20 protein-coding genes are annotated in these 23,885 nt (G+C 69.9%); 5 read left to right on the top strand and 15 right to left on the bottom strand.

The genetic code is table 11. The features are described 5' to 3' along the window. Positions 1-401: 401 nt before the first annotated feature. From ligA to OHA98_RS09015, 4 genes are read right to left on the bottom strand one after another with little or no spacing between them, the layout of a single operon-like run. A complete protein-coding gene (gene ligA, locus OHA98_RS09030) occupies positions 402-2,645 on the bottom strand; it encodes an NAD-dependent DNA ligase LigA (protein WP_266924107.1) in 2,244 nt (747 codons plus the stop codon). A 32-nt stretch (positions 2,646-2,677) separates the two neighbouring features. Continuing rightward, positions 2,678-3,703 carry a methionine synthase gene (locus OHA98_RS09025; RefSeq protein WP_266924105.1) on the bottom strand — a complete coding sequence of 342 codons (1,026 nt, stop codon included), beginning with the start codon at positions 3,701-3,703 and terminating at the stop codon, positions 2,678-2,680. A gap of 37 nt (positions 3,704-3,740) precedes the next feature. After that, positions 3,741-4,430 carry an SDR family oxidoreductase gene (locus OHA98_RS09020; RefSeq protein WP_266924103.1) on the bottom strand — a complete coding sequence of 230 codons (690 nt, stop codon included), beginning with the start codon at positions 4,428-4,430 and terminating at the stop codon, positions 3,741-3,743. Between the two features lie 45 nt (positions 4,431-4,475). Continuing rightward, positions 4,476-5,015 carry a TIGR00730 family Rossman fold protein gene (locus OHA98_RS09015; protein ID WP_266924102.1) on the bottom strand — a complete coding sequence of 180 codons (540 nt, stop codon included), beginning with the start codon at positions 5,013-5,015 and terminating at the stop codon, positions 4,476-4,478. 77 nt (positions 5,016-5,092) lie between these two features. Here OHA98_RS09015 and OHA98_RS09010 point away from each other — a divergent pair, with 77 nt between their 5' ends. Together OHA98_RS09010 and OHA98_RS09005 are read left to right on the top strand one after the other, a co-directional pair. Next, complete coding sequence (locus tag OHA98_RS09010; RefSeq protein ID WP_266924100.1) at positions 5,093-5,428, top strand: DUF427 domain-containing protein; 336 nt, start codon at positions 5,093-5,095, stop codon at positions 5,426-5,428. 177 nt (positions 5,429-5,605) lie between these two features. After that, a complete protein-coding gene (locus tag OHA98_RS09005; RefSeq protein WP_266924098.1) occupies positions 5,606-6,406 on the top strand; it encodes an alpha/beta fold hydrolase in 801 nt (266 codons plus the stop codon). A 57-nt stretch (positions 6,407-6,463) separates the two neighbouring features. Here the strand turns inward: OHA98_RS09005 and OHA98_RS09000 are convergent, their stop codons facing one another. The 3 genes from OHA98_RS09000 to OHA98_RS08990 all read right to left on the bottom strand — a co-directional run bounded on the left by OHA98_RS09000 (position 6,464) and on the right by OHA98_RS08990 (position 11,426). After that, entirely contained in the window at positions 6,464-7,198 is a 735-nt protein-coding gene (locus tag OHA98_RS09000) for a M48 family metallopeptidase (RefSeq protein ID WP_266924096.1), read from the bottom strand. A gap of 54 nt (positions 7,199-7,252) precedes the next feature. Continuing rightward, the gene (locus tag OHA98_RS08995; RefSeq protein ID WP_266924094.1) at positions 7,253-10,810 is read right to left on the bottom strand and encodes a type I restriction endonuclease subunit R; all 3,558 of its coding nucleotides are present in this window, start codon (positions 10,808-10,810) and stop codon (positions 7,253-7,255) included. 127 nt (positions 10,811-10,937) lie between these two features. Then, a complete protein-coding gene (locus tag OHA98_RS08990; protein WP_266924092.1) occupies positions 10,938-11,426 on the bottom strand; it encodes an ATP-binding protein in 489 nt (162 codons plus the stop codon). Positions 11,427-11,749: 323 nt separating this feature from the next. Here OHA98_RS08990 and OHA98_RS08985 point away from each other — a divergent pair, with 323 nt between their 5' ends. Beyond that, the gene (locus OHA98_RS08985; RefSeq protein ID WP_266924090.1) at positions 11,750-12,601 is read left to right on the top strand and encodes a helix-turn-helix transcriptional regulator; all 852 of its coding nucleotides are present in this window, start codon (positions 11,750-11,752) and stop codon (positions 12,599-12,601) included. Between the two features lie 12 nt (positions 12,602-12,613). Next, on the top strand, positions 12,614-12,817 hold the full coding sequence (locus tag OHA98_RS08980; RefSeq protein WP_266924088.1) for a DUF397 domain-containing protein: 204 nt from the start codon (positions 12,614-12,616) through the stop codon (positions 12,815-12,817). Positions 12,818-12,845: 28 nt separating this feature from the next. On the opposite strand, the gene OHA98_RS08975 is transcribed toward OHA98_RS08980, so the two are convergent. From OHA98_RS08975 to mnmA, 5 genes are all read right to left on the bottom strand, one after another. Further along, entirely contained in the window at positions 12,846-14,042 is a 1,197-nt protein-coding gene (locus tag OHA98_RS08975) for a hypothetical protein (protein ID WP_266924086.1), read from the bottom strand. Beyond that, positions 14,035-16,620, bottom strand: a complete 2,586-nt coding sequence (locus OHA98_RS08970) for a class I SAM-dependent DNA methyltransferase (protein WP_266924085.1) — start codon at positions 16,618-16,620, stop codon at positions 14,035-14,037. The genes OHA98_RS08975 and OHA98_RS08970 overlap by 8 nt, the downstream gene beginning before the upstream one ends. A 109-nt stretch (positions 16,621-16,729) precedes the next feature. Beyond that, the gene (locus tag OHA98_RS08965) at positions 16,730-17,560 is read right to left on the bottom strand and encodes an RloB family protein (protein WP_266924083.1); all 831 of its coding nucleotides are present in this window, start codon (positions 17,558-17,560) and stop codon (positions 16,730-16,732) included. Then, positions 17,557-18,825, bottom strand: coding sequence for an ATP/GTP-binding protein (locus OHA98_RS08960; RefSeq protein ID WP_266924081.1), 1,269 nt, complete (start codon positions 18,823-18,825; stop codon positions 17,557-17,559). Before OHA98_RS08960 ends, OHA98_RS08965 begins: the two co-directional genes overlap by 4 nt. A gap of 115 nt (positions 18,826-18,940) precedes the next feature. Further along, on the bottom strand, positions 18,941-20,071 hold the full coding sequence (gene mnmA / locus OHA98_RS08955; protein ID WP_266924079.1) for a tRNA 2-thiouridine(34) synthase MnmA: 1,131 nt from the start codon (positions 20,069-20,071) through the stop codon (positions 18,941-18,943). 61 nt (positions 20,072-20,132) lie between these two features. Between mnmA and OHA98_RS08950 the strand changes: the two genes are divergently transcribed. Beyond that, positions 20,133-20,846 carry an N-acetylmuramoyl-L-alanine amidase gene (locus OHA98_RS08950; protein ID WP_266924077.1) on the top strand — a complete coding sequence of 238 codons (714 nt, stop codon included), beginning with the start codon at positions 20,133-20,135 and terminating at the stop codon, positions 20,844-20,846. Between the two features lie 55 nt (positions 20,847-20,901). Here OHA98_RS08950 and OHA98_RS08945 read toward each other — a convergent pair whose 3' ends face one another. The 3 genes from OHA98_RS08945 to OHA98_RS08935 all read right to left on the bottom strand — a co-directional run bounded on the left by OHA98_RS08945 (position 20,902) and on the right by OHA98_RS08935 (position 23,876). Then, the gene (locus OHA98_RS08945) at positions 20,902-22,071 is read right to left on the bottom strand and encodes a cysteine desulfurase family protein (protein WP_266924075.1); all 1,170 of its coding nucleotides are present in this window, start codon (positions 22,069-22,071) and stop codon (positions 20,902-20,904) included. Between the two features lie 206 nt (positions 22,072-22,277). Beyond that, positions 22,278-23,153, bottom strand: coding sequence for a thioesterase family protein (locus OHA98_RS08940; protein ID WP_266924073.1), 876 nt, complete (start codon positions 23,151-23,153; stop codon positions 22,278-22,280). A gap of 54 nt (positions 23,154-23,207) precedes the next feature. Next, positions 23,208-23,876, bottom strand: a complete 669-nt coding sequence (locus tag OHA98_RS08935) for a trimeric intracellular cation channel family protein (RefSeq protein ID WP_266924071.1) — start codon at positions 23,874-23,876, stop codon at positions 23,208-23,210. Between the last annotated feature and the right edge of the window lie 9 nt (positions 23,877-23,885).

The raw sequence follows: 23,885 nt of genomic DNA, 5'->3' as shown, positions 1-23,885 counted from the left end.
GGTGCCGATGTCCCACGATGGCCCCCGCTCTCGTGCCAACCACGGTCCGTCGAGCGGCCGTGCACGGCAGGCGCACGTCTCAACAGTAGGCCGCGAAGGGCTTCCACGGGCAGCGCTCTACAGCTCTTGCCCGATTGCGAGCCGACCACCCGTCACCTTCTGATATGCGCCGAACGGGTGGCAGCGGTCGGCCATTCGGGCCTCCCGGTCGCCACTCGCCCCCTCTGGCCCGTTTTCTTCCCCCCTGATCGGCCGCCACGCCTGTCGGGTGTCTCGATGTCGTCTCGAAGACATCTCGATCGCTGCCGTGTTCGAGATGTACGGAACCGGCCGCTCCGCCCCGCCCGCCCCGTACGGACGGCCACAACGGACCGCCCGTACGCTCCCGTCCGCTGTTCGGGTCACCCGCCGACGGGCGGCGCCGCCTCTTCCGCGCCGGGCGGTGCGGTCTCTTCGGCGCCGGGCAGTGCGGCCTCCTTCGCCGCCTCCGGCCCCTGTCCGAGCAGCACGGCGAAGCCGTCCTCGTCGAGCACGGGCACCTGGAGCTGCATCGCTTTGTCGTACTTCGAGCCGGGGTTGTCCCCCACCACCACGAAGGCCGTCTTCTTCGAGACCGATCCGGCGACCTTCGCCCCCCGGCTCTGCAGCGCCTCCTTCGCGCCGTCCCTGGTGTACGAGGCCAGCGTGCCGGTGACGACGACGGTGAGCCCTTCGAGCGGTCGCGGACCCTCGTCCTCCCCGGCGCCCTCGTCCTCCATCCGCACTCCGGCCTCCCGCCACTTGCGCAGGATCTCGCGGTGCCAGTCCTCGGCGAACCACCGCTTCACCGAGTCGGCGATGATGGGGCCGACCCCGTCGGCGGCGGCCAGCTCCTCCTCGGACGCCTCGTCGATCCGGTCGATGGAGCGGAACTGACGGGCCAGCTCCTGGGCGGCCACCGGGCCGACATGACGGATGGAGAGCCCTGTCAGGATCCGGGCCAGCGGAGCCTGTTTCGCCGCGGCGATCCCCTCCAGCATCGCGAGGGCGTTCTTCTTCGGTTCGCCCTGCTGGTTGGCGAAGACCGTCGCGATCTTCTCCTCGCCGGTCTTCGGGTCGCGCTTGGGCAGTCCGCTGTCCTGGTCGAGGACATAGGCCCGGATCGGCAGCAGCCGGTCCACGGTCAGGCCGAAGAGATCGCCCTCGTCCAGCAGCGGCGGCTCGGCGGGCTCCAGCGGTCTGGTCAGCGCGGCGGCCGCGACGTAGCCGAAGTGGTCGATGTCCAGGCTCTTGCGGCCCGCCAGGTAGAAGATCCGTTCCCGCAACTGGGCGGGGCAGGAGCGCGCGTTGGGGCAGCGGAGGTCGATATCGGCCTCCTTCATCGGGCGCAGCTCCGTGCCGCACTCGGGGCACTCGGAGGGCATCACGAACGCCCTCTCCGTGCCGTCGCGCAGGTCGACGACCGGGCCGAGGATCTCCGGGATGACCTCGCCCGCCTTGCGGATCACCACCGTGTCGCCGATCAGGACGCCCTTCGCCCTGACCACGTTCTGGTTGTGCAGGGTGGCGAACTCGACCTCGGAGCCCGCCACCTCGACCGGTTCGACCTGGGCGTACGGGGTGACGCGGCCGGTGCGGCCGACGCCGACCCGGATGTTCACCAGCTTGGTGTTGACCTCCTCCGGGGCGTACTTCCAGGCGATCGCCCAGCGCGGGGCGCGCGAGGTCGAGCCGAGCCGGCCCTGGAGCGGGATCTCGTCGAGCTTGACGACCACGCCGTCGATCTCGTGCTCCACGGAGTGCCGGTTCTCGCCGAAGTACGCGATGAACTCCCGTACGCCGTCGAGCGTGTCCACGACCCTGTTGTGCCGGGCCGTGGGCAGGCCCCATTCGCGCAGCAGCTCGTAGGCGTGCGAGAGGCGGTCGATCTCGAAGCCCTCGCGGGCGCCGATGCCGTGCACCACCATGTGCAGCGGTCGGGTCGCGGTGACCCTGGGGTCCTTCTGGCGCAGGGAACCCGCCGCCGCGTTGCGCGGGTTGGCGAAGGGCTTGTCCTCGGCCGCCACCAGACGGGCGTTGAGCTCCTCGAAGCCCTCCATCGGGAAGAAGACCTCGCCCCTGATCTCGACGAGGGCCGGGATCCGGTCCCCCTTCAGCCGGTGCGGGATCTCCGAGATCGTCCGGACGTTGGGGGTGATGTCCTCGCCGGTACGGCCGTCGCCGCGGGTCGCCGCGCGGGTCAGCAGGCCGTTCTCGTAGGTGAGGTTGACGGCGAGCCCGTCGATCTTGAGCTCGCACAGGAAGTGGTGGTCCGTGGTGCCGACGTCCTTGGCGACGCGCTCGGCCCAGGTCGCCAGCTCCTCGTCGTCGAACGCGTTGTCCAGGGAGAGCATGCGCTCCCGGTGCTCCACGGAGGTGAACTCCGTGCGGTACGGACCGGCGACCTTCTGGGTCGGGGAGTCCGGTGTACGCAGCGAGGGGTGCTGGTCCTCCAGGGCCTCCAGCGCGCGCAGCATCCGGTCGAACTCCGCGTCGCTGACGACCGGCTGGTCGTTCACGTAATACCGGAAGCGGTGCTCCTCGACCTGCTCGGAGAGCCGCGCGTGCTCCTCCTGCGCCTCCGCCGGCACTGTGCCCGACTGCTCTGCCCGGTGTTCGCCGGCCATCATCCCGTCCTCCCGTTGACCCGTCGTCCCCATCACTCAGGGTTGTCTGCGAGCGATCTCGCCGCCCTGGCGCAGTGGGCGAGCGCGGCGCGGGCGTACGCGGGGGACGCCCCCGCGAGCCCGCACGACGGAGTGATCACGACGGACTGGGTGAGAGTCCCCGGATTCAGCCCCAACCTGCTCCACAGCGTCCTGACTCCCATGACGCTACCGCCCGGGTCCGACAATCCGGCCGAGGCCGCATCGGTGCCGGGCACGACTCCGAGGAACAGCTGGGTGCCGCCCTCGACCGCTTCCCCGATCGTCTCCTCCTCACGCTCGGTGAGCAGGGAGAAATCGAAGGAGATCCCGTCGGCACCGGCCCGGCGCAGCAGCGCGAACGGCACCTCGGGGGCGCAGGAGTGGACGATCCCCGGCCCGTCACCCCGCACGGCGAGCACCTCGCGCAGGGTGGCCTCGACGACCTGGCGGTCCACGGCCCGGTAGGTGCGGTAGCCGCTCGCGGACCGGACCCGCCCCAGCAGCACGGCCGTCAGGGACGGTTCGTCGAGCTGGAGCACCACCTGCGCTCCGGGCACCCGGCGGCGTACGTCGGCGAGGTGCGCGCGCAGCCCCTCGGCCAGCGAACCGGCCAGGTCGCGGCAGGCGCCGGGGTCACCGAGCATGGCCTCGCCGCCCCGCAGCTCCAGGGCCGCGGCCAGGGTCCACGGGCCGACGGCCTGCACCTTGAGCAGCCCCTCGTAGCCCTGGGTGAACTCCTCCAGGGCGTCCAGGTCCTCACCGAGCCAGGACCGGGCCCGTTTGGTGTCACGGCCGGGCCGGTCGCTGATCCGCCAGCCGCTCGGCTCGACATGGCCGTACATCTCGACGAGCATCCCGATGGTCCGGCCGATCATGTCCGCGCCCGGACCGCGGGCCGGCAGCTCCGCCAGATGCGGCATTCCCCGACCGTCCGCGAAGGAACCGGTGACGGTCTTCGCCGCCTCCCGCGCGTCTCCCCCGGGCATGGACCCGACCCCGGTCGCCGCACACCCGCTGAACTTGCTCTTCTCGCTCACCCGGGAAGCCTACGGGTGCGGGGCGACAGGCCGGCTCTCAGCGTCCGGGGCGGACGGTGAGGTCGTTGACCTCGGCGTCGCGCGGGAGGTCGAGCGCCATCAGGATCGTGGTGGCCACGGACTCCGGGTCGATCCACCGGGTGGCGTCGTACTCCTTGCCCTCCTGCTGATGGACCTTGGCCTGCATGGGGCTGGCGGTGCGCCCGGGGTAGACGGAGGTGACCCGGACCCCGTTGCCGTGCTCCTCGTGGCGCAGCGAGTCGGCGAGGGCCTTCAGGCCGTGCTTGCTCGCTGCGTACGCACCCCACTCGGCGTGCGCCTGGAGCCCGGCGCCCGAGTTCACGAAGACCACATGGCCCTGGGCGACGCGCAGTTGCGGCAGCAGGAGGCGGGTGATCTCGGCGGGGGCGACGAGGTTGGCGTTGAGCTGGAAGTGCCAGGCCTTGGGGGTGAGCTCGCCCACACGGCCGAGTTCCACGACTCCCGCGATGTGCAGCAGCGAGTCGATGCGCTCGGGCACCGTCTGCTGGCCGAACGCCCAGGAGAGCCGGTCCGGATTGCCGAGGTCGCCGACGAGCGTACGGGCACCGGGGTGCAGACCGGCGAGCTCCTTGGCCCGGCCCGCGTCCCGGGCCAGCAGGACGATCTCGTCACCGCGTTCCAGAAGACGGCGGGCGACGGCTGCTCCGATGCCGGAACCGGCGCCGGTGATGAGGTGGGTAGACATGTGCCGATCCTCCCATCACCGGCACCGGCGCACCGGGGCGGCCCGTCACCGCTGCCCGGCGGACTCCTCCAGGTAGGCGAGCGCGCCGACACCGTCCTTGGCGAAGAAGACCAGGTCGGTGAGGGGCAGCGGCAGGAAGCCCTCGTCCTCCATGCGCTGGAACTGCTGGCGCAGACCGTCGTAGAAGCCCGCCGTGTTCAGCAGGACGATCGGCTTGGCGTGCTTGCCGTGCTTCTTGAGCTCCAGAATCTCGGTGGCCTCGTCGAGCGTCCCGGTCCCCCCGACCATGATCACGACCGCGTCGGCCTTCGCCAGGAGCAGCGCCTTGCGCTCGGCCAGATCGCGGGCGATCACCATCTCGTCGGCGTTCGTCCGGGCCCGGTCGGCCAGGAAGTCCACCGACACCCCGACGAGCCGCCCGCCCGCCTTCTGGACCCCGTCGGCGACGACCTTCATCAGCCCGCTCTCCGAACCGCCCCAGACCAGAGTGTGGCCTCCTCTGCCGAGCAGTTCGGCGAACTCCCGGGCGGGCACGGTGTAGCGGTCGTCGAGGTCGGCGGCGGAGAGAAAGACGCAGATGTTCATGGAGCCACCGTACGATCCGCCACCGACAGCCCACGGATCCGGGGAAGAATTCGGGCCACCGGACCGCTGCAACGGGCATGACTTCCACTCCAGGACACCGCATCACCGTCGAGCCGGGCACCGAGCACGTCCGGGCGGTGCACGACGGACGGGTGCTGGCCGAGAGCCGCCGCCCGCTCGTGCTGCGCGAGACGGGCTGCCCGGTCCGCTACTACCTGCCGCCCCAGGACGTCCGCACCGAGCTGCTCACGGCCTCGGACACCATCACCCACTGCCCGTTCAAGGGCGACGCCGCCTACTGGTCGGTGCCGGGTGCCGCCGACCTCGTCTGGGCCTACCCCGACCCGAAGCCCGAAGTCGCCGCGATCAAGGACCACTTCTGCTTCTACGCGACCGAGCGGGTGACCGGGTAGCAGCCCGGGGACGCCGACGGGGGCCCCGGCCACCGGCGACCCCGTGGCCGGAGGCCGGCCCGCGAACAGGGCCGGCGGGAGCGTCAGGAAAGCCGCACCGGAGGGCCCTGGCAGACTCCCCCGGAAATTCTCCGGCGGCGGCGATGAGTTCTCGGCGCCGCCGGAGTCAGCCGTCACATGGACAAGACTCTCTCCGCCGACGGCACCCCGATCGCCTACCGCCGCCAGGGCGACGGGCCCCCCGTCGTCCTGGTGGGCGGGGCGCTGAGCACGGCGGCCACCGAGGCGCCCCTCGCGGCCCTGCTGGCACCGCGCTTCACCGTCGTCACGTACGACCGCCGGGGCCGGGGCGCCAGTGGCGACGGCGGCCGGTACGCGGTGCGGCGGGAGACCGAGGACCTGGCCGCGGTCGCGGGCGCGGTGGGCGAGCGGGTCTCCGTCTTCGGCATGCTGTCCGGCGGCGCCCTGGCCCTGGAGGCGCAGGCGGCGGGGCTGCCGGTGGATCTGCTCGCGGTCTACGAACCCCCGTACACCCCGGGCCCTTCCGGTCTGGTGCACAAGGCCCGCCACACGGACCGGCTGCACCGGTTACTGTCCGCCGGGGATCTCGGCGGAGCCGTGGAGCTGCACCTGTCCACGACCGGTGTCACGGCCGGGATGATCGCCCGGATGCGGCGGGCACCGATGTGGCCCGGCCTGGAGTCGGTGGCGCACACCCTCGCGTACGACGACGCGATCCTGGGCAACGGCGCGCTCCCGGCCGAGCGGCTGGCGTCCGTCACCGCACGCACGATGGTCGTCGTCGGCGGCTTCAGCCCCCTCCAGGCCCGCGACACGGCCCGCAGCCTCGCGGACGCACTGCCACGCGCCCGCCACCGCACCCTGACGGGCCAGACGCGCGAGGTGGCGCCCCAGGTGATCGCCCCGGTGCTGGCGTCCTTCTTCGCCAAGGACGTGTACGCCTGCCGGGCGGCGTAGCCTGTACAGGCTTCGGCGCTCTCTCGCCCGGTTCGAGACGGCTTCAGCTGACCGACGTCACCGAATCGCCCCACGCCACAGCTCGGGATCCGCCTCGGCGAACTGCCTCTCGCGTGTCTCGGCGTCGGGAAGCACTCGTCGCACCTGTCGGCGGAACGCCGCACCGTGCCCGGCGACCCGCGCATGGCAGAGTTCATGAACGAGGACCAGGTCCACCAGTGATGTCGGCAGTTGCAGTACCGCCCAGTGCACCCTGATGGAACCGTCCGGGTCCAGTGCCCCCCAGCGTCGGCCGAGGTCACAGACCTCGACAGGAGGGGGAGGCAGCCCGACCCGTGACGCGTACGACGGCAGCCGACCGATGAGCCAGCGGGTGCCACAGGCTTGATACCACTGAGCGATCAGGCGAGCACCCTCGTCCGGCGTCTTTGGCCGGGGCAGCTCCAGCCAGCCCCGGTACAACCGCACGCGACGCCCTTCACCCGCCGGTACGAGCTTGAGCCGGTGACGGCGGCCCAGATAGGCGAAACTGGTGCCCCCGACGAGTTCCTTGACCGGTTCAGGCGGCCGGATCCGCCTGCGCCGCACTTCGAGCGCGAGCCGTGGCAGCCGCGACCGTACGGCGGCGGCGACGGCGGCCGGGTCGGCATCCGGCGGCACGGCGAACAGCACGCCGCCGTCGTCGGCCACCTCGATACCCAGGGTGCGCCGCCGGGGCCGGACAACGACCTGCCACGCCCACTCCCCCGGCACGGGAAGCGCTGCGATCGCCTGCTGTACGGGAGTACTCACCGGGCATTCCTACCACCCGGGCCCGGCGCTCCCCGGGCCCGCCCCACCCGCTGTTCAGCTCTCGGTCCGTCCCCCGTACCGAAGGAAGTCGTCGCGGCGCTCGACGGCCAGCTCCACCAGGAGCCCGGCGAGCGGGCCGGTGTCCTCCCAGTCCAGGGAGACGTGCGTCTCCAGACTGACACGAAGATGCTTACGGACCCGGTCCCTGGTGTCCACCAGGTGCACGATGTCCGGTGAGCGCACATGTCCGGCGATCTCCACGGTGAGGGCACGGGCGGCTGCCATCAGGTCAGCACCCGGCGGGGTCAGCGCGCCTTCCTCCAACTCCTGTACGAGCAGTCCGTGGACCGGCCGCTCGGTCAACGGGTCGAGTCCGCTGCCGGTACCGGTGTCCTCGGCCTCGTTCGTGTTCATGTCGCCGACCAGCTGGGTGAGCTCGGCGGCGGCCTTCTCGAAGTCGTCCTGCATCTGCTGCACGATCTCGTCGAGACGTCGGCTGAAGCGGGTGTAGCGGGCCCGGTCGGAGCCGATCTCCGCCGCGATGCGCACCTTGACCGAACCGGTCATGTAGGAGACCCGGGCACGCGGGTCGCTGTTGGCGTTGACCCGCTCCATGAAATCCGCGGCAGTGAGCTCGATGGGAGGCACTCGCTGCTCGATGTTCGTCACGTTCAGATGCCGTACCATCAGCTGCCTGATCTTGGCACCGTAGCGGCGCGGGCTGAAGTCGTCACGCCCGTCGAGGTAGCGGCGACGTGCCAGGTACTGAACCTCGCCGAGTAGCCCGGCGAACGCCTCGTACTTCAAGGCCTCAGGTCGTGGCAGCACGGCGTTGAGGGCGGTGAGGAAGTCCCGCGCGAGCTCGTCGAAATCGGCGCGCAACAAGGGGTCCTCAAGGGCCGCCAACAGGTCCTCCCGCTGTTCCTCCGCCTTGAGGGAGGTGATCCCCTCCCGTTCCAGGAAGTCGGCGACGCGGGTACGCAGATCTGCGAGCAGGGCGTCGGCAGCGGCGTCGGCCTGGAGCAGCAGGCGGTCCCGGACCGGCTGATTGCCCGTGAACGTCTTCTTGTCGAGGTGGTCGACGAACGTGTCGTAGCCGTACAGCTCGCGCAGGTGCGCCTTGTCGTACTCCCCGAGCGAGCGGGCGAGTTCCGGGCCGATCCCGATGAAGTCGACGACCTGGCCCCAACGCTTGTCCCGGTACGGGCGGTTGGTGCGGGCGACGGCTTGGAGCAGCCCCGCGCCGGACAGCGCCCGGTCGAGGTAGAGCACCTGCTCGACGGGGGCGTCGAAGCCGGTGAGCAGCATCGACTGCACGACCAGGAAGGCCATGGGTGCCTCGCCCGGTTCCTCCTGCTCGGCCACCGCAGGATCCGGCTGCCGGCTGTCCGGGTGCCAGACCTCCCCCGTTCCGCCGGGCGTGCCCAGTCCGGACGCCGAGGTCCCGTGGGCGGACACTTTCCACGCGGGGTCCTCGGCAGCAGCGAGCGGGTCGCCGATGCCCTTCTGGAAGCGCTCGATGTAGTCGTCCTGCAGGGACTTCGAGGTCCAGCACTTCCATGCCTCGGGGTCCTTGCGCCCACTGTTCGGCTGGGCCTCGGAGATCACCACGGCGGCCTCGATGGACCTGAGCAGGTCCCGGTGAGCGACCAGGTCCAGCAGCTCACGTTCCTCCCCTTCGGCCTCGAAGGCTGCCATCGGATCGTGGATGATTTCCGGGTCGAGGGCGTCGATCTGCTCCACCAGGCGGTTCCGTGCCGCGATGAGGGCGTCCCTGTATCGGACCGCCGCAAGCCGGGAAACAGCAGCGAGCTGGGCGCCGAAGCGGTCGGGCAGCGCGTTCCGCGCCCAGTGCCGCAGCATGTAATCGGCCTTCGCCTCGATCACGGAGGGAGCTTCGAGGATCTCCTTGCGCCGCGCGAACTTCTCCAGGACGCGCTCGCGCTTCTTGGGGTCGGCAGGCACCTTCTCGTCGAACTCGGCGTCCAGCGCCGCCTTTTCGATCACTTCCAGCGGGACGCTGTACGCCTCGTAACGCACCGGAACCACGGCACCGTCCCGCTCGGCGTCGCGCAGGGTGTAGAGGTCGGCGAAGGGGCCGAAGATGTCTTCGGTGGTCTTCCGGTTGTCGCTGAGGATCGGGGTTCCGGTGAAGCCGACCATCATGGCGTTCGGCAGCATGGCCCGCAGTCGCGCGTGCTGCCACCGGTCCTGGCCCCTGTGGGCCTCGTCGATCAGGACGACGATGTCCGGGCTCGGGTTCTGAACGCGGTTGTACAGATGGCCTTCGCCGTCGTCCCCTCCAGGAAGTTTCTCCTCGCGGCCGTCGTACTCCGAGTCGTCCCTGCGCGCCTTCTGCAGGGTGACGAGTACGAGGTCGGGCACGGGCACCGCGAGGTAGCCGCGCGCCTGCGCCACGCTGGAGGCCCGGTAGATCTTCTGGTTGCTCGCGGCGAGGCTCCCCCGGATCTGCTTCTCCAGGTCGAGCCGGTCCGTCACCACGACGACCTTGTGTTCCCTGAGAGCGGGTGTACTGCGGAGATGGCGTACGAGGAAGGCCATGGTGAGGCTCTTCCCGGAGCCCTGGGTGTGCCAGACGACTCCGCCCCGCTGGTCGACCGGCTCACCGGCGTCGATCTTCCTGCGCCGTTCCAGCAGGCGCTGGGCCAGTTTGTGCACGGCCTTGAACTGCGGGTAGCGGCCAATGATCTTGACGGTACGCTGGCCGCTCCCGGCCTGGGTGGTGAAGTCCCGGACCAGGGACAGCAGATGTGCTGGTCTCAGCACACCGGCCACCAGGATGTCCTGGTCGCTCAGCGCGGTGCCGATGCTCCTGCCGGTCTCCTCGCGCACCTGCTCCTCGGTGGCGGGCAGGGTGGTCCGCCAGGGCGCGAAGCGCAGCGAGTCGGCGGTGACGGTGCCGAGCTCGGCGTGGTCCCGGTCCGTTCCGATCAGCACCTGGGCGAAGCGCACGAACTCCGCGACGGCCGCCGGCGCGTCCACGCCGGCATAGCCGATGACCTGCTCGACGGCCGCGTCCAGCGCCGCGCGCTGTTCCTTCCGGGCGGACACCAGGGGGGCCTTGCACTCGATGACGACCCAGGGCAGACCGTTGACGAACAGGACGATGTCCGGGACGACGGGTGCGGCATTCTTGCGTTCCACCCGGAACTGCGAGACGGCGAGGAAGTCATTGCCGTTCTCGAACTCACCGTCCCAGTCGACGAGTTTGATGTGTTCGGGCTTGCCCTTGGACCAGCCGGGGACGGTCCGGGAGGGGATCCCCTTGCGCAGAAGGTCGGTCACGTCCAGGTTGCCCGCGACGCCTCTTCCCGGGCTTCCGAATCCCGGCGCCGTGCCCTGGACCCGGGCGAGGAGGTGATCTAGCTGGGCGTCGGAGAGCCAGGTCTTTCCATGGGGGCCGGGGTTGATCCGGGCCACCGCGTCCCGGAACCGTTGTGCGTAGACGACCTGCTCGAAGCTCGTCCGCCCGGAAGAGCCCGGCTCGGTGACCGTGCCGCGCGGTGGGCCGCCTTCGAGGTGCGTCCACCCCATGGCGGTCAGCTGCCCGGTCAGCGGCTTCTCGGTCTTGTCGTACTCCGGCTGCCCCATGCCTGGTCTCCCCGCGCGCCCGTCACCGTACGTCCCACCCGCACCCGTATGGGTGTACGCAGAACTCTACCGGCGGGCACCGGATCGGCCAGGGCGGAGGGCGGGGCGGCCGAGCGGGGGGCAGGGGTCAGCTGGTGAGCGCCAGCTCGAACCAGATGGTCTTGCCGCCCGAGCCCAACTCCCCTTCCCCTATGGCACATCCGCCCCATCGGTCGGCGACGAGTTCGAGGATGGCCATGCCCCGGCCGGCTTCCGCGTCCGGCCCGGCGGGTGGCGTGTAGGGCCTGGGCAGGTCCGGGCTGAGATCCCAGACGCTGATCCTGAGCACGGGGTGCCGCCACTGGAGCCGTACACCGGCGGGGCCCTGGGCGTACCGCACGGAGTTGGTGGTCAGCTCGGAGGTCAACAGCTCGGCGCGGTAGCTGAGTTCGACCAGCTCGTGCGCCCCGAGAACGGCCCGGAGGGTGGTACGGGCGATGCGCGGGCCGCGCGGATCGCGGGGGAAGACGAGTTCGTAGCACCAGGGGTCGGCGAAGGGGATGGGAGTGGGGTGGAGTACGTACGGGGTGTCGTCGTACGGGGCTCGCGGGGCGTAGGGGGTGGGCTCGGTCCTCACGGGCACCTCCTGGGGTGCGTGCGAGTGGGTGGGTGGGTGGGTGGGTGAAGTGGGCGTGCGCCAGGTGTGGTTGCGGTTGTTGGGGGCGGTTGTGCCGCGAGCGACGGTGGCAATGCCGGTGCGGGGCCTGCTCTCCCGGGTGGGCAGGGTGGATCGGTGCGCTTCCGTCGACGACGACAGCCGCCTGAGTGGCACAGGTCACAACCTAAGCCATGAGTACTACCCGTGCTACTGGATTCACCAAAACGGGTAATAACTAAGATTCTGCTGGACCCTCTACCTCCAAGGTCGGCAAGATGTGCGCGCGAGCAAGGAGTTGATCCATGGCACCACGCCATTCCCCCACGATTCGCCAGCGCCGTTTCGGGGCCGAGCTACGCCGGCTGCGCGATGCAGTCGGCATGTCGGCACCCGCAGCAGCCGAGCGGCTCGGCACGGACCGAACGATGATTTCCAACATCGAGTCGGGACGATTCGGTATCAGCAACGAACGCCTGCGGCGCCTGGCCAGCATCTACGAGTGCGACGATCTTGAACTCATCGATGCCCTCGCAGCCATGACCGGAGGGAGACCGCGAGGCTGGTGGGACGAATACCGGGGAAAAATCCCGCCGGACTTTCTGGACGTGGCAGAACTCGAACATCACGCAACTGGCCTGCGAACCCTACAGACAGCCCACATCCCTGGGCTCTTCCAGACGGAGGAGCACGCACGCGCCCTCTTCGACCTCTTCGTGCCGCCGCTGCCTCGCCTTGAGATCGAGCTGCGGGTGGCGCATCGGCTAGCGCGACACAACGTGGTCACGAAGGCACATGGGGTTCCCTACCTGGGCCTGGTGCATGAAGCGGCGCTTCGGCTCCGGATCGGGGGCCGCCGAGTAGCCAAGGCGCAGCTGGCGCACCTCATGGAGGAAAGTGAGCGCCCGAACGTCAAACTACTGGTGATCCCCTTCACAGCCGAAGGTTTCCCCATGGCCGGAGACACCCTGATGTACGTATCCGCCGCCAGCCACCACCTGGACACCGTAGAGGTGGACTCTCCAATCGGCGCTGTCTTCATAGACTCGCCAACGCAGCTGGCCAACTTCCGCCGTCGACTGGACTTGGTCGAACAGGTGGCGTTGAATCCGAGTGAGTCCAGGGATCTCATCCTGGAGATCGCCGGTGGACTGTAGGAGGAGACTCACTTGCCCGAATCACCCGAGTTGAACTGGACCAAGTCCTCGTTCTCGGAGGCTTCGGGCAACGCCTGTGTCGAGGTCGCCGCATACAGCGTCAGCGCCATCGCGCTCCGAGAGAGCGACAGCCCAGCTGTCATCCTGTCGACAAACCGAGCTGCACTGCGCGCACTTATCGTCGGAATCAAGGCCGGACAACCTGACCTCAGCTGACTGGAGACGCCGATTCAGGGTCGCACTCCTACCCCCTGAGTAGGTCCTCGCAAACCCCCCGCTGGACGGTGCGTAGCTTGGCAACCACCGCTTGTTGTTTGACGATTCGACTGTCGAGCAACTCAGCCGCCTCGACGGCTTCGCGTTGCCTCTCCAAGCTCGGTAGCGGGATGCTCAGCGCTTCGACCACACCCGCGCTGATCTTCACCATGCTCTCACTGGTTCCTCGGGCCTCGGCCTGGACGGCTGCGCGAACAGAGCTAGAAGCCAAAGCCATTTCCAGATATGCGGAGAGGCAGCGCTGCTCGTCCGGGCGCAGCCTCATCATGAGGTCTGGGTAGATGCAAGACTGCCCGACATCCTGGTAGCGACCGGCCAACCCCACGAGTTCACGGGTGTTTGCCCGGCTCATGAGCAGGTCGCCGTCCACCAACCTAAATCTGTGAGCCATGGGGCTGTCTGGAATTCGTTTCAACTGCTTGGGAACAAAGCCCTCGCTGGTGAGACACCCCAGGCCAAGAGCCAGTAGGCCGGTCCACTCACGTACTTCGGATGGGGAGTATCCATTCTTGGGCTTCTCGGCAAGCACCTCCCCGAGCCGCGTCAGCGGCCCTGATACGACTCCATCTCGCAGGCCACGCCGGAGATGATCGAGCTTGTCTAGTTCCCGCTCCAGCCCACCGATCCGCCGCTCGAAGGCGGCGTGCACGGCGACGATCCGGCGTTGCTCCTCCAGGGATGCACGCGGTACCTTCAAATTGCGGATCTGTCGCTGGCTGATGTTCTTCATTCCAGCGCTGGTGCCCGTAGCCATTGCCCGGACTTGCCCTCTCGCGGACGGGCGCAGCAGAGCGAGGGCGACAAACGCTGGGTCGGCAACCTCCTCATCGACTACCAGCCGAAGTGTCTTGTCACTCAGCATGAGTCGTGGCGACGGCGTTGCAGCGATACAGGCCAGTCCGACCAGATCCTCGGTGTTCGCCCTGGTCATGAGGAGGTCACCCGGACGTACTTCAAAGCGGGGGTGAATGTGTGCCGCGTCTCGGATCACCTTGTTCTCATGTGACTGGAACCAGCCCTCCTGGACAGCGCTGACCTTCAGCACCCCCCATTCCCCGTCTCCAGCCGGTGTGTTCTCCGCTGTCGGGCTCTTCCCAGTGTCGATATCGCGGAGATAGTGGTCCAGCACCAGGCAGTCGACGCGATCACTCGCGCGGTCAGACATAACCCAACTCCTCCAGCCACTTCCCCAGCTCGTCCGCAGCCCCGTCGCTCTCCGCCTCCAGGTCCGTCAGCGACACCGCATACTTCTCCACCCAGTTCCGGAACGCCGCTACCAACTCGCGCCGTCGTGCGGCCGTCGCCGAGTCCAGGCGACCGGACAGGTCCGCGTCCAGGACCTCCAGCACCACCCGCTCCGGGCCGCCCTCCTCCGCGTCCTTCACCACGTCCCGCGCGGCCCTCAACTGGGGCAGGAACACCTCGTCCAGGCCCTTCCGCTTCTTCCTGGCAGCCGCCAGAGCCTTCTTGCCCGCCGCGACATCACTGGCCAGCACGGTAATCTCCTCCGCAGAGGCCACCGGAGCGGCGTCCTCCTCCGGCTCCGCGCCCTCCGCAGCCGCCTCCGCGTCCCCGTCCGCCGCCTCCGGCCCCTCCGCCTCGGCCAGCGCTTCCAGAGCCGTCTTGTGCGCCACGTCGGCCTCGGTGACTGCCTTATCCGCCGCCGCTACCGCGTCCAGGAACTCCGGAATCAGTACGCGTACGACCGGCTGGTCCATGGCGCGGCGGCGGTCAGCGGCCGTGACCGTTGTCTTACGGGTAGTGGTGTCGTCGTCTGGGATCACGGGCTCGACGATCGCCTCGACCGAGTCGACCCAGCCGGTCAGCACCCGCTCGAACCCGCCTGCCGCCAGCGCCTTCATGTCGTAGCGGTTGGTGGCCCACCAGTCCGCGATGATGCCGGCCGTGGTGAACTCGTCGATCACACCGACGGCGCCGATGTCCCGCTTGAACGAGTCCAGCAGCCCACTCCGCAGCTTCATCAGCTCACGGTCGGCCGCCAGCCCCGCGAAGAGCGGTGCGTGGGCCTTCCACCACGCGCCGTACACCTCGTCCAGCTCCGACTTCTTCTTCTCCGCCAGCCACGGGATGCGGGCCGCCGTCGCGTCGGGGCCCTCCGGCATGAAGTCGTAGTAGTCCGGGTCGGTGTCCCGTACGGCGAACAGCTCCGTCGCGTCCACGCCGAACGAGCGGAACAGCTCGGCCCGGTCCGCGACCTCGGTCACCGGTACGCCGCCGTACAGGTGCGCTCGTACGTCCTGGGGTTCGGCGGGCGGCGAGTTGTCCACCCAACGGCGGATGTTGAGGTTGGCCTCGGCAGCCCGCAGGTCCTCGACCTCGACCGCACGCGAGTACCGGGGGATCTGGCGCCACTGCTGGTACGTGGTGACGATCTTCTCGACGTGCTCCGGGCGGAGTTCGTTCTGGTTCCGGCCCACCGTGAAGTCCCGGTCGGCGTTGATGAACAGGACCTTGCCCGTCCGGTCCTCGTGTTTGCGGTGCGGGCGGCGGAGCACCAGCACGCAGGCCGGGATGCCCGTCCCGTAGAACAGGTTCGGGCCGAGGCCGATGACCGCGTCGATGCAGTCGTCCTTGAGGAGCTGCTCGCGGATGTCACGTTCCTTGCCGCCCCGGAACAGCACCCCGTGCGGCATGACGATCGCCGCCACGCCCTCCTCCTCCAGCACGGCCACCATGTGCTGGACGAACATGAGGTCGGCCTTCTTGCCGCCCTCCGGCGCCCAGTGCTTCATCCGCTTCCCGTGGTCCTCATCGGCCTTCCTGACCAGGGAGGCGTCGTAGTTCAGGGAGAACGGCGGGTTGGAGAGGACCTTGGTGAACCGGCGCAGTCGCGTGGTGCCCGGCTGGAAGTGCAGCGGTTCGGTGAGGGTGTCACCGTGCTGGAGGTCGAACTCCCGGATGCCGTGCAGCACCATATTCATGCTGGCCATGGACCAGGAGGGGCCGTTCTTGTCCTGGCCGTTGACCGAGAGATGCGTCGGGTCCTCACCATGCTCCTCCACATGCTCGCGGGCCGCGATCAGCATGCCGCCGGAGCCGGCGCACGGGTCGTAGACGGACTCCCGGGCCTTCGGGTCGACGAGCCGGACCATCATGCGTACGACAGCACGCGGGGTGTAGAACTCCCCGCCCTTCTGCCCGGCCGAGTCGGCGAACTCCCCCAGCAGGAACTCGTAGGCCGCGCCCAGCATGTCGGGGAACTCGAAGTCCTCGTTGCGCAGCCGGTAGAGCGTGAAGTGGCGGATCAGCTGGGACAGTTCGGCGTCGGTGAAACGGGGCTTCGTGCCGACGACCTCGTTGAAGCTGATGTGCGTGGTCACACCGGCGAGACGCTCGTTGCCCTCACTGAGCGCCACCATCGCCTGGTCGAGCCGCTCGCCGACCTGGCTGGTGAGGGTCTGGATACCGGGCGCGGAATTGTTCGGGGCCTCCAGGTCGCGGTGGGGTCCCTTCCACCAGCGCGCCCGGGGCGGTACGTAGAAGACCTGGGTGTACGAGTCCGGGTCGTTGGCCCGCTTCAGCGCCTTCGTCTCGTCCTTCGTCCGGTCCAGGGCCTCCCGGTACACGCGGTCCCACTCGGGCTGGAACTCGTCCGAGGCGCGCTTGAGGAAGAGCATCCCGAAGATGTAGTCCCGGTACTCGGAGGCGTCCATCCGACCACGCAGGATGTCGGCGGCCGAATACAGGTGCCGTTCGAGCTCGGGCAGGGTGATTCTGGCCACGCGCCATTCCTTCGTACGTACGGTGAGCGGATCGGAGTGCTCAGGGAAGCGTAGACGTCCCGCGGATGCGACGCGGACCGATGGCCGGATCGGGCGGGCTCCCGCGCGATCAGGCGTCCACGATTTCGAGACTTACCAGCAGCCGCCAGACATCGGTGGACGGGTCACGGTCGAGGACCGGGCAGTCGTCGGCGTGGCCCGAGTGCGGGATCAGTGGATCGGGGCGCTCCGGAGCGCCCTCCCACTGGTGGCGGTCCTTCCGGGTGGACTTTGCCTTGCATGCGCCATGCTCGCACTGGGCGACCAGGCCCCGCGCATGGCTGACGGCGGCGGACTCCTTCTTCGTCAACGCCGCGCGACGCCCGTCCTTGACGCTCTTGTCGTTCCGTTTGTCGAAGTTCTTGAACGCCGGGTCCGCCTGCCGCAGCGTTTCCACCACGTGTTCGCTGCTGCCGCTGCGCCTGCCACCGAACGCCTGGAAATGGAGCAGCAGCCACAGGTCGAACGACGGGTGCGAGAAGCAGACCTCGGTGCCCTGCTCGGCCGCCAGATCCAGAGCCTCGGGGATGTCGTGGTGCTGGTCACGGTCGAAGAGGGCCCAGGCCTCGTCCTCCTCCGCCTTGGCCTGAACCTGGGCGACCACTCTGGCCGGTGTCAGTCCGTTCTTGGCGTACACCGGCTGGATACGGAACCGTCGTCCGCCGGTGACGCTGCCGTCCCCGAAGCGTTCGTTGAGGTAGTTGAGGTAGTCCGGCTCGGTGGACTCGCCCTCGCAGCCGACGTACAGCACCCGTTGCGCCCGCGTATCGGCCGGTAGCGGTGGCGCGGGGGCCACCAGCGGCTTCTCCTCGCCCTTGCGGCTCTTACGCTTCCGCCGGGGCTGCTCGTCCGTCTGCCCCTGGTGGTCGTGCTGTACCTGCTGCCCGCCCCGCGTACTCACGCTGTTGCCTTCTCCTCCTGCCAGGACAGTTCGCGGGCGATCTCCCCCGCGCTGACTCGGGGTACCCCGCCGTAGCGCCCGCGCAGATAGCCGCGCTCCAGGTTCTCGCCGTCCTTCGGGTGGGCGGCGGTCAGCGGATAGATCTCCGTCGCACCCGACCGGCCCTTGGCCGCGATCCAGACCTGGTCGAGGCCGAGCGGCCGGTCCAGCACCTCACTGCCGAGGAGGGTGGCGTCGTGCGTGGTGAAGATCAGCTGCGCGTTGCGCGGGTTGGCCTTCGGGTCCTGGAAGATCCGCACGACCTCAGCCGCCAGCGTCGGGTGCAAGGAGGAATCCAGCTCGTCCACGAGCAGCACCGCCCCCTTGTCGAGCACGGTGAACATCGGCCCGAGGAAGGCGAACCAGGCGTGCGTGCCGAAAGACTCCTCGGTCAGGAAGTCCAGCGGGGTATCGGTTCCGTCCCCCGTGCGGTGCCGCAGCCTGACCGCCCCGGTATCCGGGTCGACTTCCATGCCGGTGACGCCGAGATCGGCGGCGGCCAGCAGATGGAGGACCCGCTCGCGGTATCCGTCCTTCGCGTTCTGCTCGATGAGGTCGAGGGTCCACCTGGTGCGGTGCCCGACGTCCTCGCCGGGCGTCACGAGCCACAGGTTGTCCAGGAACCACCGGTGCAGGGCGGAGAGTTGGGGGTCGTTCAGCGTGGCGGCGGTGGACAGGAACAGGGCGTCCTCGCGGGTGACGGACACCAGGAGCTCGCGATTGCCCTTGAAGCCCTCGCCCTCGAAGACGAACTCCCCGCCCTCCGCATCGGGACGGCCCGCTTCCCGGTCGAACCAGGTCTCCCGCTCGCCCCCGGGGTAGGCGTGCAGCCATTCGGCCTCGACGCGCTCGTCCGAGAGCTCGAAGCCGTAGGTGAAGCGGGTACCGCTGCGGCCGAGGGAGAGGTCGACCTCGTACAGACTGGTCTCCTCCGCGCACGCGGGGTCGAGCTTGAAGGGCTCGCGGGGCACACCGGGCAGCTTCGTCCAGTCGGCGAACGATGTGCGGACCGCGTGACGCATGTCGGACAGCGCGCTCAGCATGTTGCTCTTGCCCGCAGCGTTGGAACCGAAGATGCCCAGGACCGGCAGAGCGGACACGTCGTGCCCGTCATGGCGGAGTCCGGTCACTCGGGCGTTGCCGCCACCGTGATCCGGTCCGATGAGCGACAGCTCGCACTCATCACGGATCGAGCGGTGATTGGCCACCCGGAAACGCAGCAGCACCCTCGGCCTCCCGGCAGGACGGGGAGGCGGACCCCGTCGTACGTACACCACCTGCGGACGATCCGCAGGTGCAGCCTATGACGCCTGTCCGACCGGTGCCAGCCCTGCAGACGGGTCAGCCCGCTACCACCGTCTCGCGCCGCGCCGTCGTCGCGATCGTGGCCGAGCCGACCACCCGGGTGCCGTCGTACAGCACGACGGCCTGGCCGGGGGCCACGCCCCGTACCGGCTCGGTGAAGGTGACGTGCAGCGTGCCGTCCACGAGTTCGGCGCCGGCCTCGGTCTCGCCGCCGTGGGCGCGGAGCTGGGCGGTGTAGGTGCCGGGGCCCACCGGGGGCGTGCCGCACCAGCGGGGCTTGATGGCGGTCAGCGAGGTCACGTCGAGGGCCTCGACCGGGCCGACGGTGACGGTGTTGTTCACCGGGGAGATGTCCAGGACGTAGCGCGGCTTGCCGTCTGCCGCGGGGCGGCCGATCCGCAGGCCCTTGCGCTGGCCGATGGTGAAGCCGAAGGCGCCGTCGTGGGTGCCCAGCTTCGTACCGGACTCGTCGAGGATGTCGCCCTCTGCCCTGCCGCCGAGGCGGTCGGCCAGGAAGCCCTGGGTGTCGCCGTCGGCGATGAAGCAGATGTCGTGGCTGTCGGGCTTCTTGGCGACGGCGAGGCCCCGGGCCTCGGCCTCGGCCCGGATCTCGTCCTTGGTGGTGAGGGTGTCGCCGAGCGGGAACATCGCGTGGGCGAGCTGCTTCTCGTCCAGGACGCCGAGCACATAGCTCTGGTCCTTGGCCATGTCGGAGGCGCGGTGCAGCTCGCGGCTGCCGTCCTCGGTGAGTACGACCGTGGCGTAGTGGCCGGTGCACACGGCGTCGAAGCCGAGCGCGAGAGCCTTGTCGAGCAGCGCGGCGAACTTGATCTTCTCGTTGCAGCGCAGGCACGGGTTGGGGGTGCGGCCCGCCTCGTACTCCGCGACGAAGTCCTCCACGACGTCCTCGCGGAAGCGCTCCGCCAGGTCCCAGACGTAGAAGGGGATGCCGATGACGTCCGCCGCGCGGCGGGCGTCGCGGGAGTCCTCGATCGTGCAACAGCCGCGCGCCCCGGTACGGAAGGACTGCGGGTTCGCGGACAGGGCGAGGTGCACACCGGTCACGTCGTGGCCCGCCTCGGCGGCGCGGGCCGCGGCGACGGCGGAGTCCACACCGCCCGACATCGCGGCGAGCACTCGGAGGGGGCGCTGGGAAGTATGGGTCATAGCCTCACCAGGGTACGGGTCGCCGGGAACCGAACGCTCGCGGATATGCGTTGTCGCTCACATGGGGACCAAGGGAAACGACCGGGCTTCGCGGAAGAGGCCCGCGCCGGGCATCAGCAGGCGTGCCCTGCTGATCGGCGGCGGTGTGACGGCGACGGGTGCCGTCGTGCTGGCCCGCGACGAGCTCAGGCATGTCTGGTGGCGGGTGCCCGGCGTGGAGAAGCCCCGCAGGCCGGGCGAGCTGGACTACGCGGACGCCCGGTGGGTCGCGGCCTCGGAGGCGAACTGGCGGCGCGCGGACCGCCCCGACGACTACGGCATCGACCGGGTGGTCATCCATGTGACCCAGGGCAGCTTCGCCAGCGCGGTCCGGGTCTTCCAGGACCCCGCCCATGGCGCCGCCTCGCACTACGTGGTGCGCAAGGACGGCCATGTGGCGCAGATGATCCGTGAGCTGGACGTGGCGTACCACGCGGGCAACAGGTCGTTCAACGAACGCAGCGTCGGCATCGAGCACGAGGGCTTCGTGGACCGCCCTGGGGACCTCACCAAGGAGATGTACGAGTCGTCGGCGCGGCTGACGGCCGCGATATGCGGGCGGTACGGCATCCCCATGGACCGCGAGCACATCATCGGGCATGTGGAGGTGCCCGGCACGGACCACACCGACCCCGGTCCGCACTGGGACTGGGACCGCTATCTGAAGCTGGTGCGGCGGGCCGCGACGACGAAGCCGACGGAGCCGGCGAAGCCCTCGGGCTCCGGGGCCGCGTGATCCGGTCCTCGTAGCGGGCCCCCGGGGCTCAGGGCCTCGCAGCGGCCCCCGGCCCTCAGCTGAGTCCCGCGGTCCTGGCGCGCTCCACCGCCGGGCCGATGGCGCGTGCGAGGTCCTCGACGTCCTGCCGCGTGGTGGTGTGGCCGAGCGAGAAGCGCAGGGTGCCCCGGGCCAGGTCGGGGTCGGTGCCGGTGGCCAGCAGGACGTGACTGGGCTGGGCGATCCCGGCGGTGCAGGCCGAACCGGTGGAGCACTCGATGCCCTGTGCGTCCAGCAGCAGCAGGAGCGAGTCGCCCTCGCAGCCGGGGAAGCCGAAGTGGGCGTTGGCCGGCAGGCGCCCGCCCGGGTCCGGGTCGCCGCCGAGCACGGCGTCCGGTACGGCCCGGCGCACGGCGGTGATCAGGTCGTCCCGGAGGGCGCCGACGCGGTGCGCGAACTCCTCGCGCCGCTCGGCCGCCAGCCGGCCGGCGACGGCGAACGCGGCGACGGCGGGCACGTCCAGGGTGCCGGAGCGCACATGACGTTCCTGCCCGCCCCCGTGCAGCACGGGTACGGGGGTGTACTCGCGGCCCAGGAGCAGCGCGCCGATCCCGAACGGGCCGCCGATCTTGTGCCCGCTGACGGTCATCGCGGACAGCCCCGACCGCGCGAAGTCGACCTCCAGCTGACCGAAGGCCTGTACCGCGTCGGCGTGCATGGGGATGTCGAACTCGCGGGCGATGGAAGCCAGTTCACGTACCGGCATGACAGTGCCGATCTCGTTGTTGGCCCACATCACGGTGATCATCGCGATGTCGTCCGGGTTGCGCAGGACGGCCTCGCGCAGGTCCTCGGGGTGCACCCGCCCGTAGCGGTCGACGGGGAGGTACTCGACGGTCGCCCCCTCGTGCTCGGCGAGCCAGTCGACGGCGTCCAGGACGGCGTGGTGCTCGACGGGGCCCGCGAGGACCCTGGTGCGCCGGGGGTCGGCGTCGCGGCGGGCCCAGTAGAGACCCTTCACCGCGAGATTGTCGGCCTCGGTGCCGCCGGAGGTGAGGACCACCTCGCTGGGGCGTGCGCCGAGGGCGTCGGCGAGGGTCTCTCTGGACTCCTCGACGGTACGGCGGGCCCGGCGCCCGGCGGCGTGCAGGGAGGACGCGTTGCCGGTGACGGCGAGCTGGGCGGTCATCGCCGCGATCGCCTCCGGGAGCATCGGAGTGGTCGCTGCGTGGTCGAGGTAGGCCATGGTGGGCTCGATTCTACGAGCCCCCGGCGGGACGCACACCGGTGCGTCGCACACCGGCGCCCACGCACGGTTCACGGACGGTGCGCGGGCAGTCCGCGGGCGACGCGCGGGCGATGCCCGGAGGGATGTACGCCGGTGATGCCCGGGGGGATCACGTCCGCCCGCGCAGCAGGGCACCGGCACCGCCTGAGCGAGGCGGTGCCGTTTCAGCCGCGCGAGGCCTTCGCCAGCTGGCGGGACTGGGCGACCAGACGGTCCGTGCTGTCCCAGACCTCCGCGTCCTCCTCCAGGAAGCCCCCCGCGAGGTTGCGCGTGGTGATGGAGACCCGCAGCGGGCCCGGGGCGGGACGGCAGCGGATGTGGGCGGTGAGCTCGACGGTCGGGGTCCAGCCCTTCAGGCCCAGCTCGAACGAGGTCGGCGGCAGCGCGTCGACGGTGAGCAGCAGGGACAGCGGGTCCGCGTCACGGCCGTCCGCCAGGCCGAACCAGCCGCGCATCTCGCCCTTGCCGGACGGTGCGCCGACGGCCCAGCCGACCGTCGCCGGGTCGAGCCTGATGTCGAGGCGCTCGGTGATGGCCGAGCTGCCGGGGATCGGGGCCGGGCCGTCGGCCGGGCCGAGGCAGTGCTCCCGGGGCGGCATGGCGGGCGGCTCGGCCGACGTACGGACCTCGTCGGTGAGGGCGTCCAGGTCGCCGTAGGTGGCCAGGACCCGGATGCGCTCGACCTCGGTGCCGTCGTCCGCGAACTGGAAGAGGGAGGCCGAACCGGTGGAGAGGCCGCGGCCGGCCCGGACGACCTGGGTCCTGATCACCGCGGGGCCGGGCACGGAGGCGGTGAGGTAGTGCGCGGAGACCGAGAACGGGTCGGGGTGCGGCAGCGCGTCGCCCAGGGCGCGGCCGAGCAGGGCCAGCAGATAGCCGCCGTTGACGGCGCGGATGATGGTCCAGCCCGCGGAGAGCTCGGCGTCGTAGACGCCTTCCTCGCGGAGCGTGACAGCGGTGTCGCGGTCGAACTCGCTGTCCCCGATGGTCGCCTGCGTGGTCCGCGTGCTCTGCGCCGCCTGCGCTGCTGCCTGTGCCATGCCATGCACCGTACACCGATCCCATTACTGAGCGGTAGCTTTGGGGGTCGCCCATCAGCCGGACCCGCCGTCCTCGGCCGTGGCCGAACGCCGGTTGTAGGCGCGCGGGGCCCGCCAGTGGAAGCGCATCGCCAGCAGCCTCAGGGCGAACGCGGCGATCACCGCCGTACCGCTGGTGAAGGCGTTGAGGGTGTCGAAGCGGATGCACAGGACGACCATGGCGGCGCCGACGATCGCGGGCACCGCGTACAGGTCCCGGTCCCAGCGCAGCAGCGAGGGCACCTCGTTGGCCAGCACGTCCCGCAGCACACCGCCGCCGACCGCGGTGGCCAGGCCGAGGGCCGCCGACGCGGTGAGGCCGAGGCCGTAGTCGTACGCCTTGACCGTCCCGGTGACACAGAACAGGCCGAGCCCCGCCGCGTCGAAGACGTTGACGCCGACCTGGATCCGCTCGACGTGGGGGTGCAGGAAGAACACCAGCACGGCGGCGAGCAGCGGCGTCGTGAAGTAGCCGAGATCCGTGAAGGCGGCCGGCGGGACCGCGCCGATCATCACGTCACGGAACAGCCCTCCGCCCAGCGCGGTCACCTCGGCGAGCACCGCGATGCCGAAGACATCGAAGTTCTTGCGTACGGCGAGCAGTGCGCCGGAGATCGCGAAGACGAAGATCCCGGCGATGTCGAGCGCATGCTGGACGGAGGGCGTGAACAGTTCGTTGAGCACCGGGCAATT

The sequence above is a fragment of the Streptomyces sp. NBC_00654 genome (genome assembly GCF_026341775.1).
Lineage (GTDB): Bacteria > Actinomycetota > Actinomycetes > Streptomycetales > Streptomycetaceae > Streptomyces.
The sequence above is the reverse complement of the archived record's forward strand: the minus strand, read 5'-3'. Positions and strand labels throughout refer to the sequence as shown.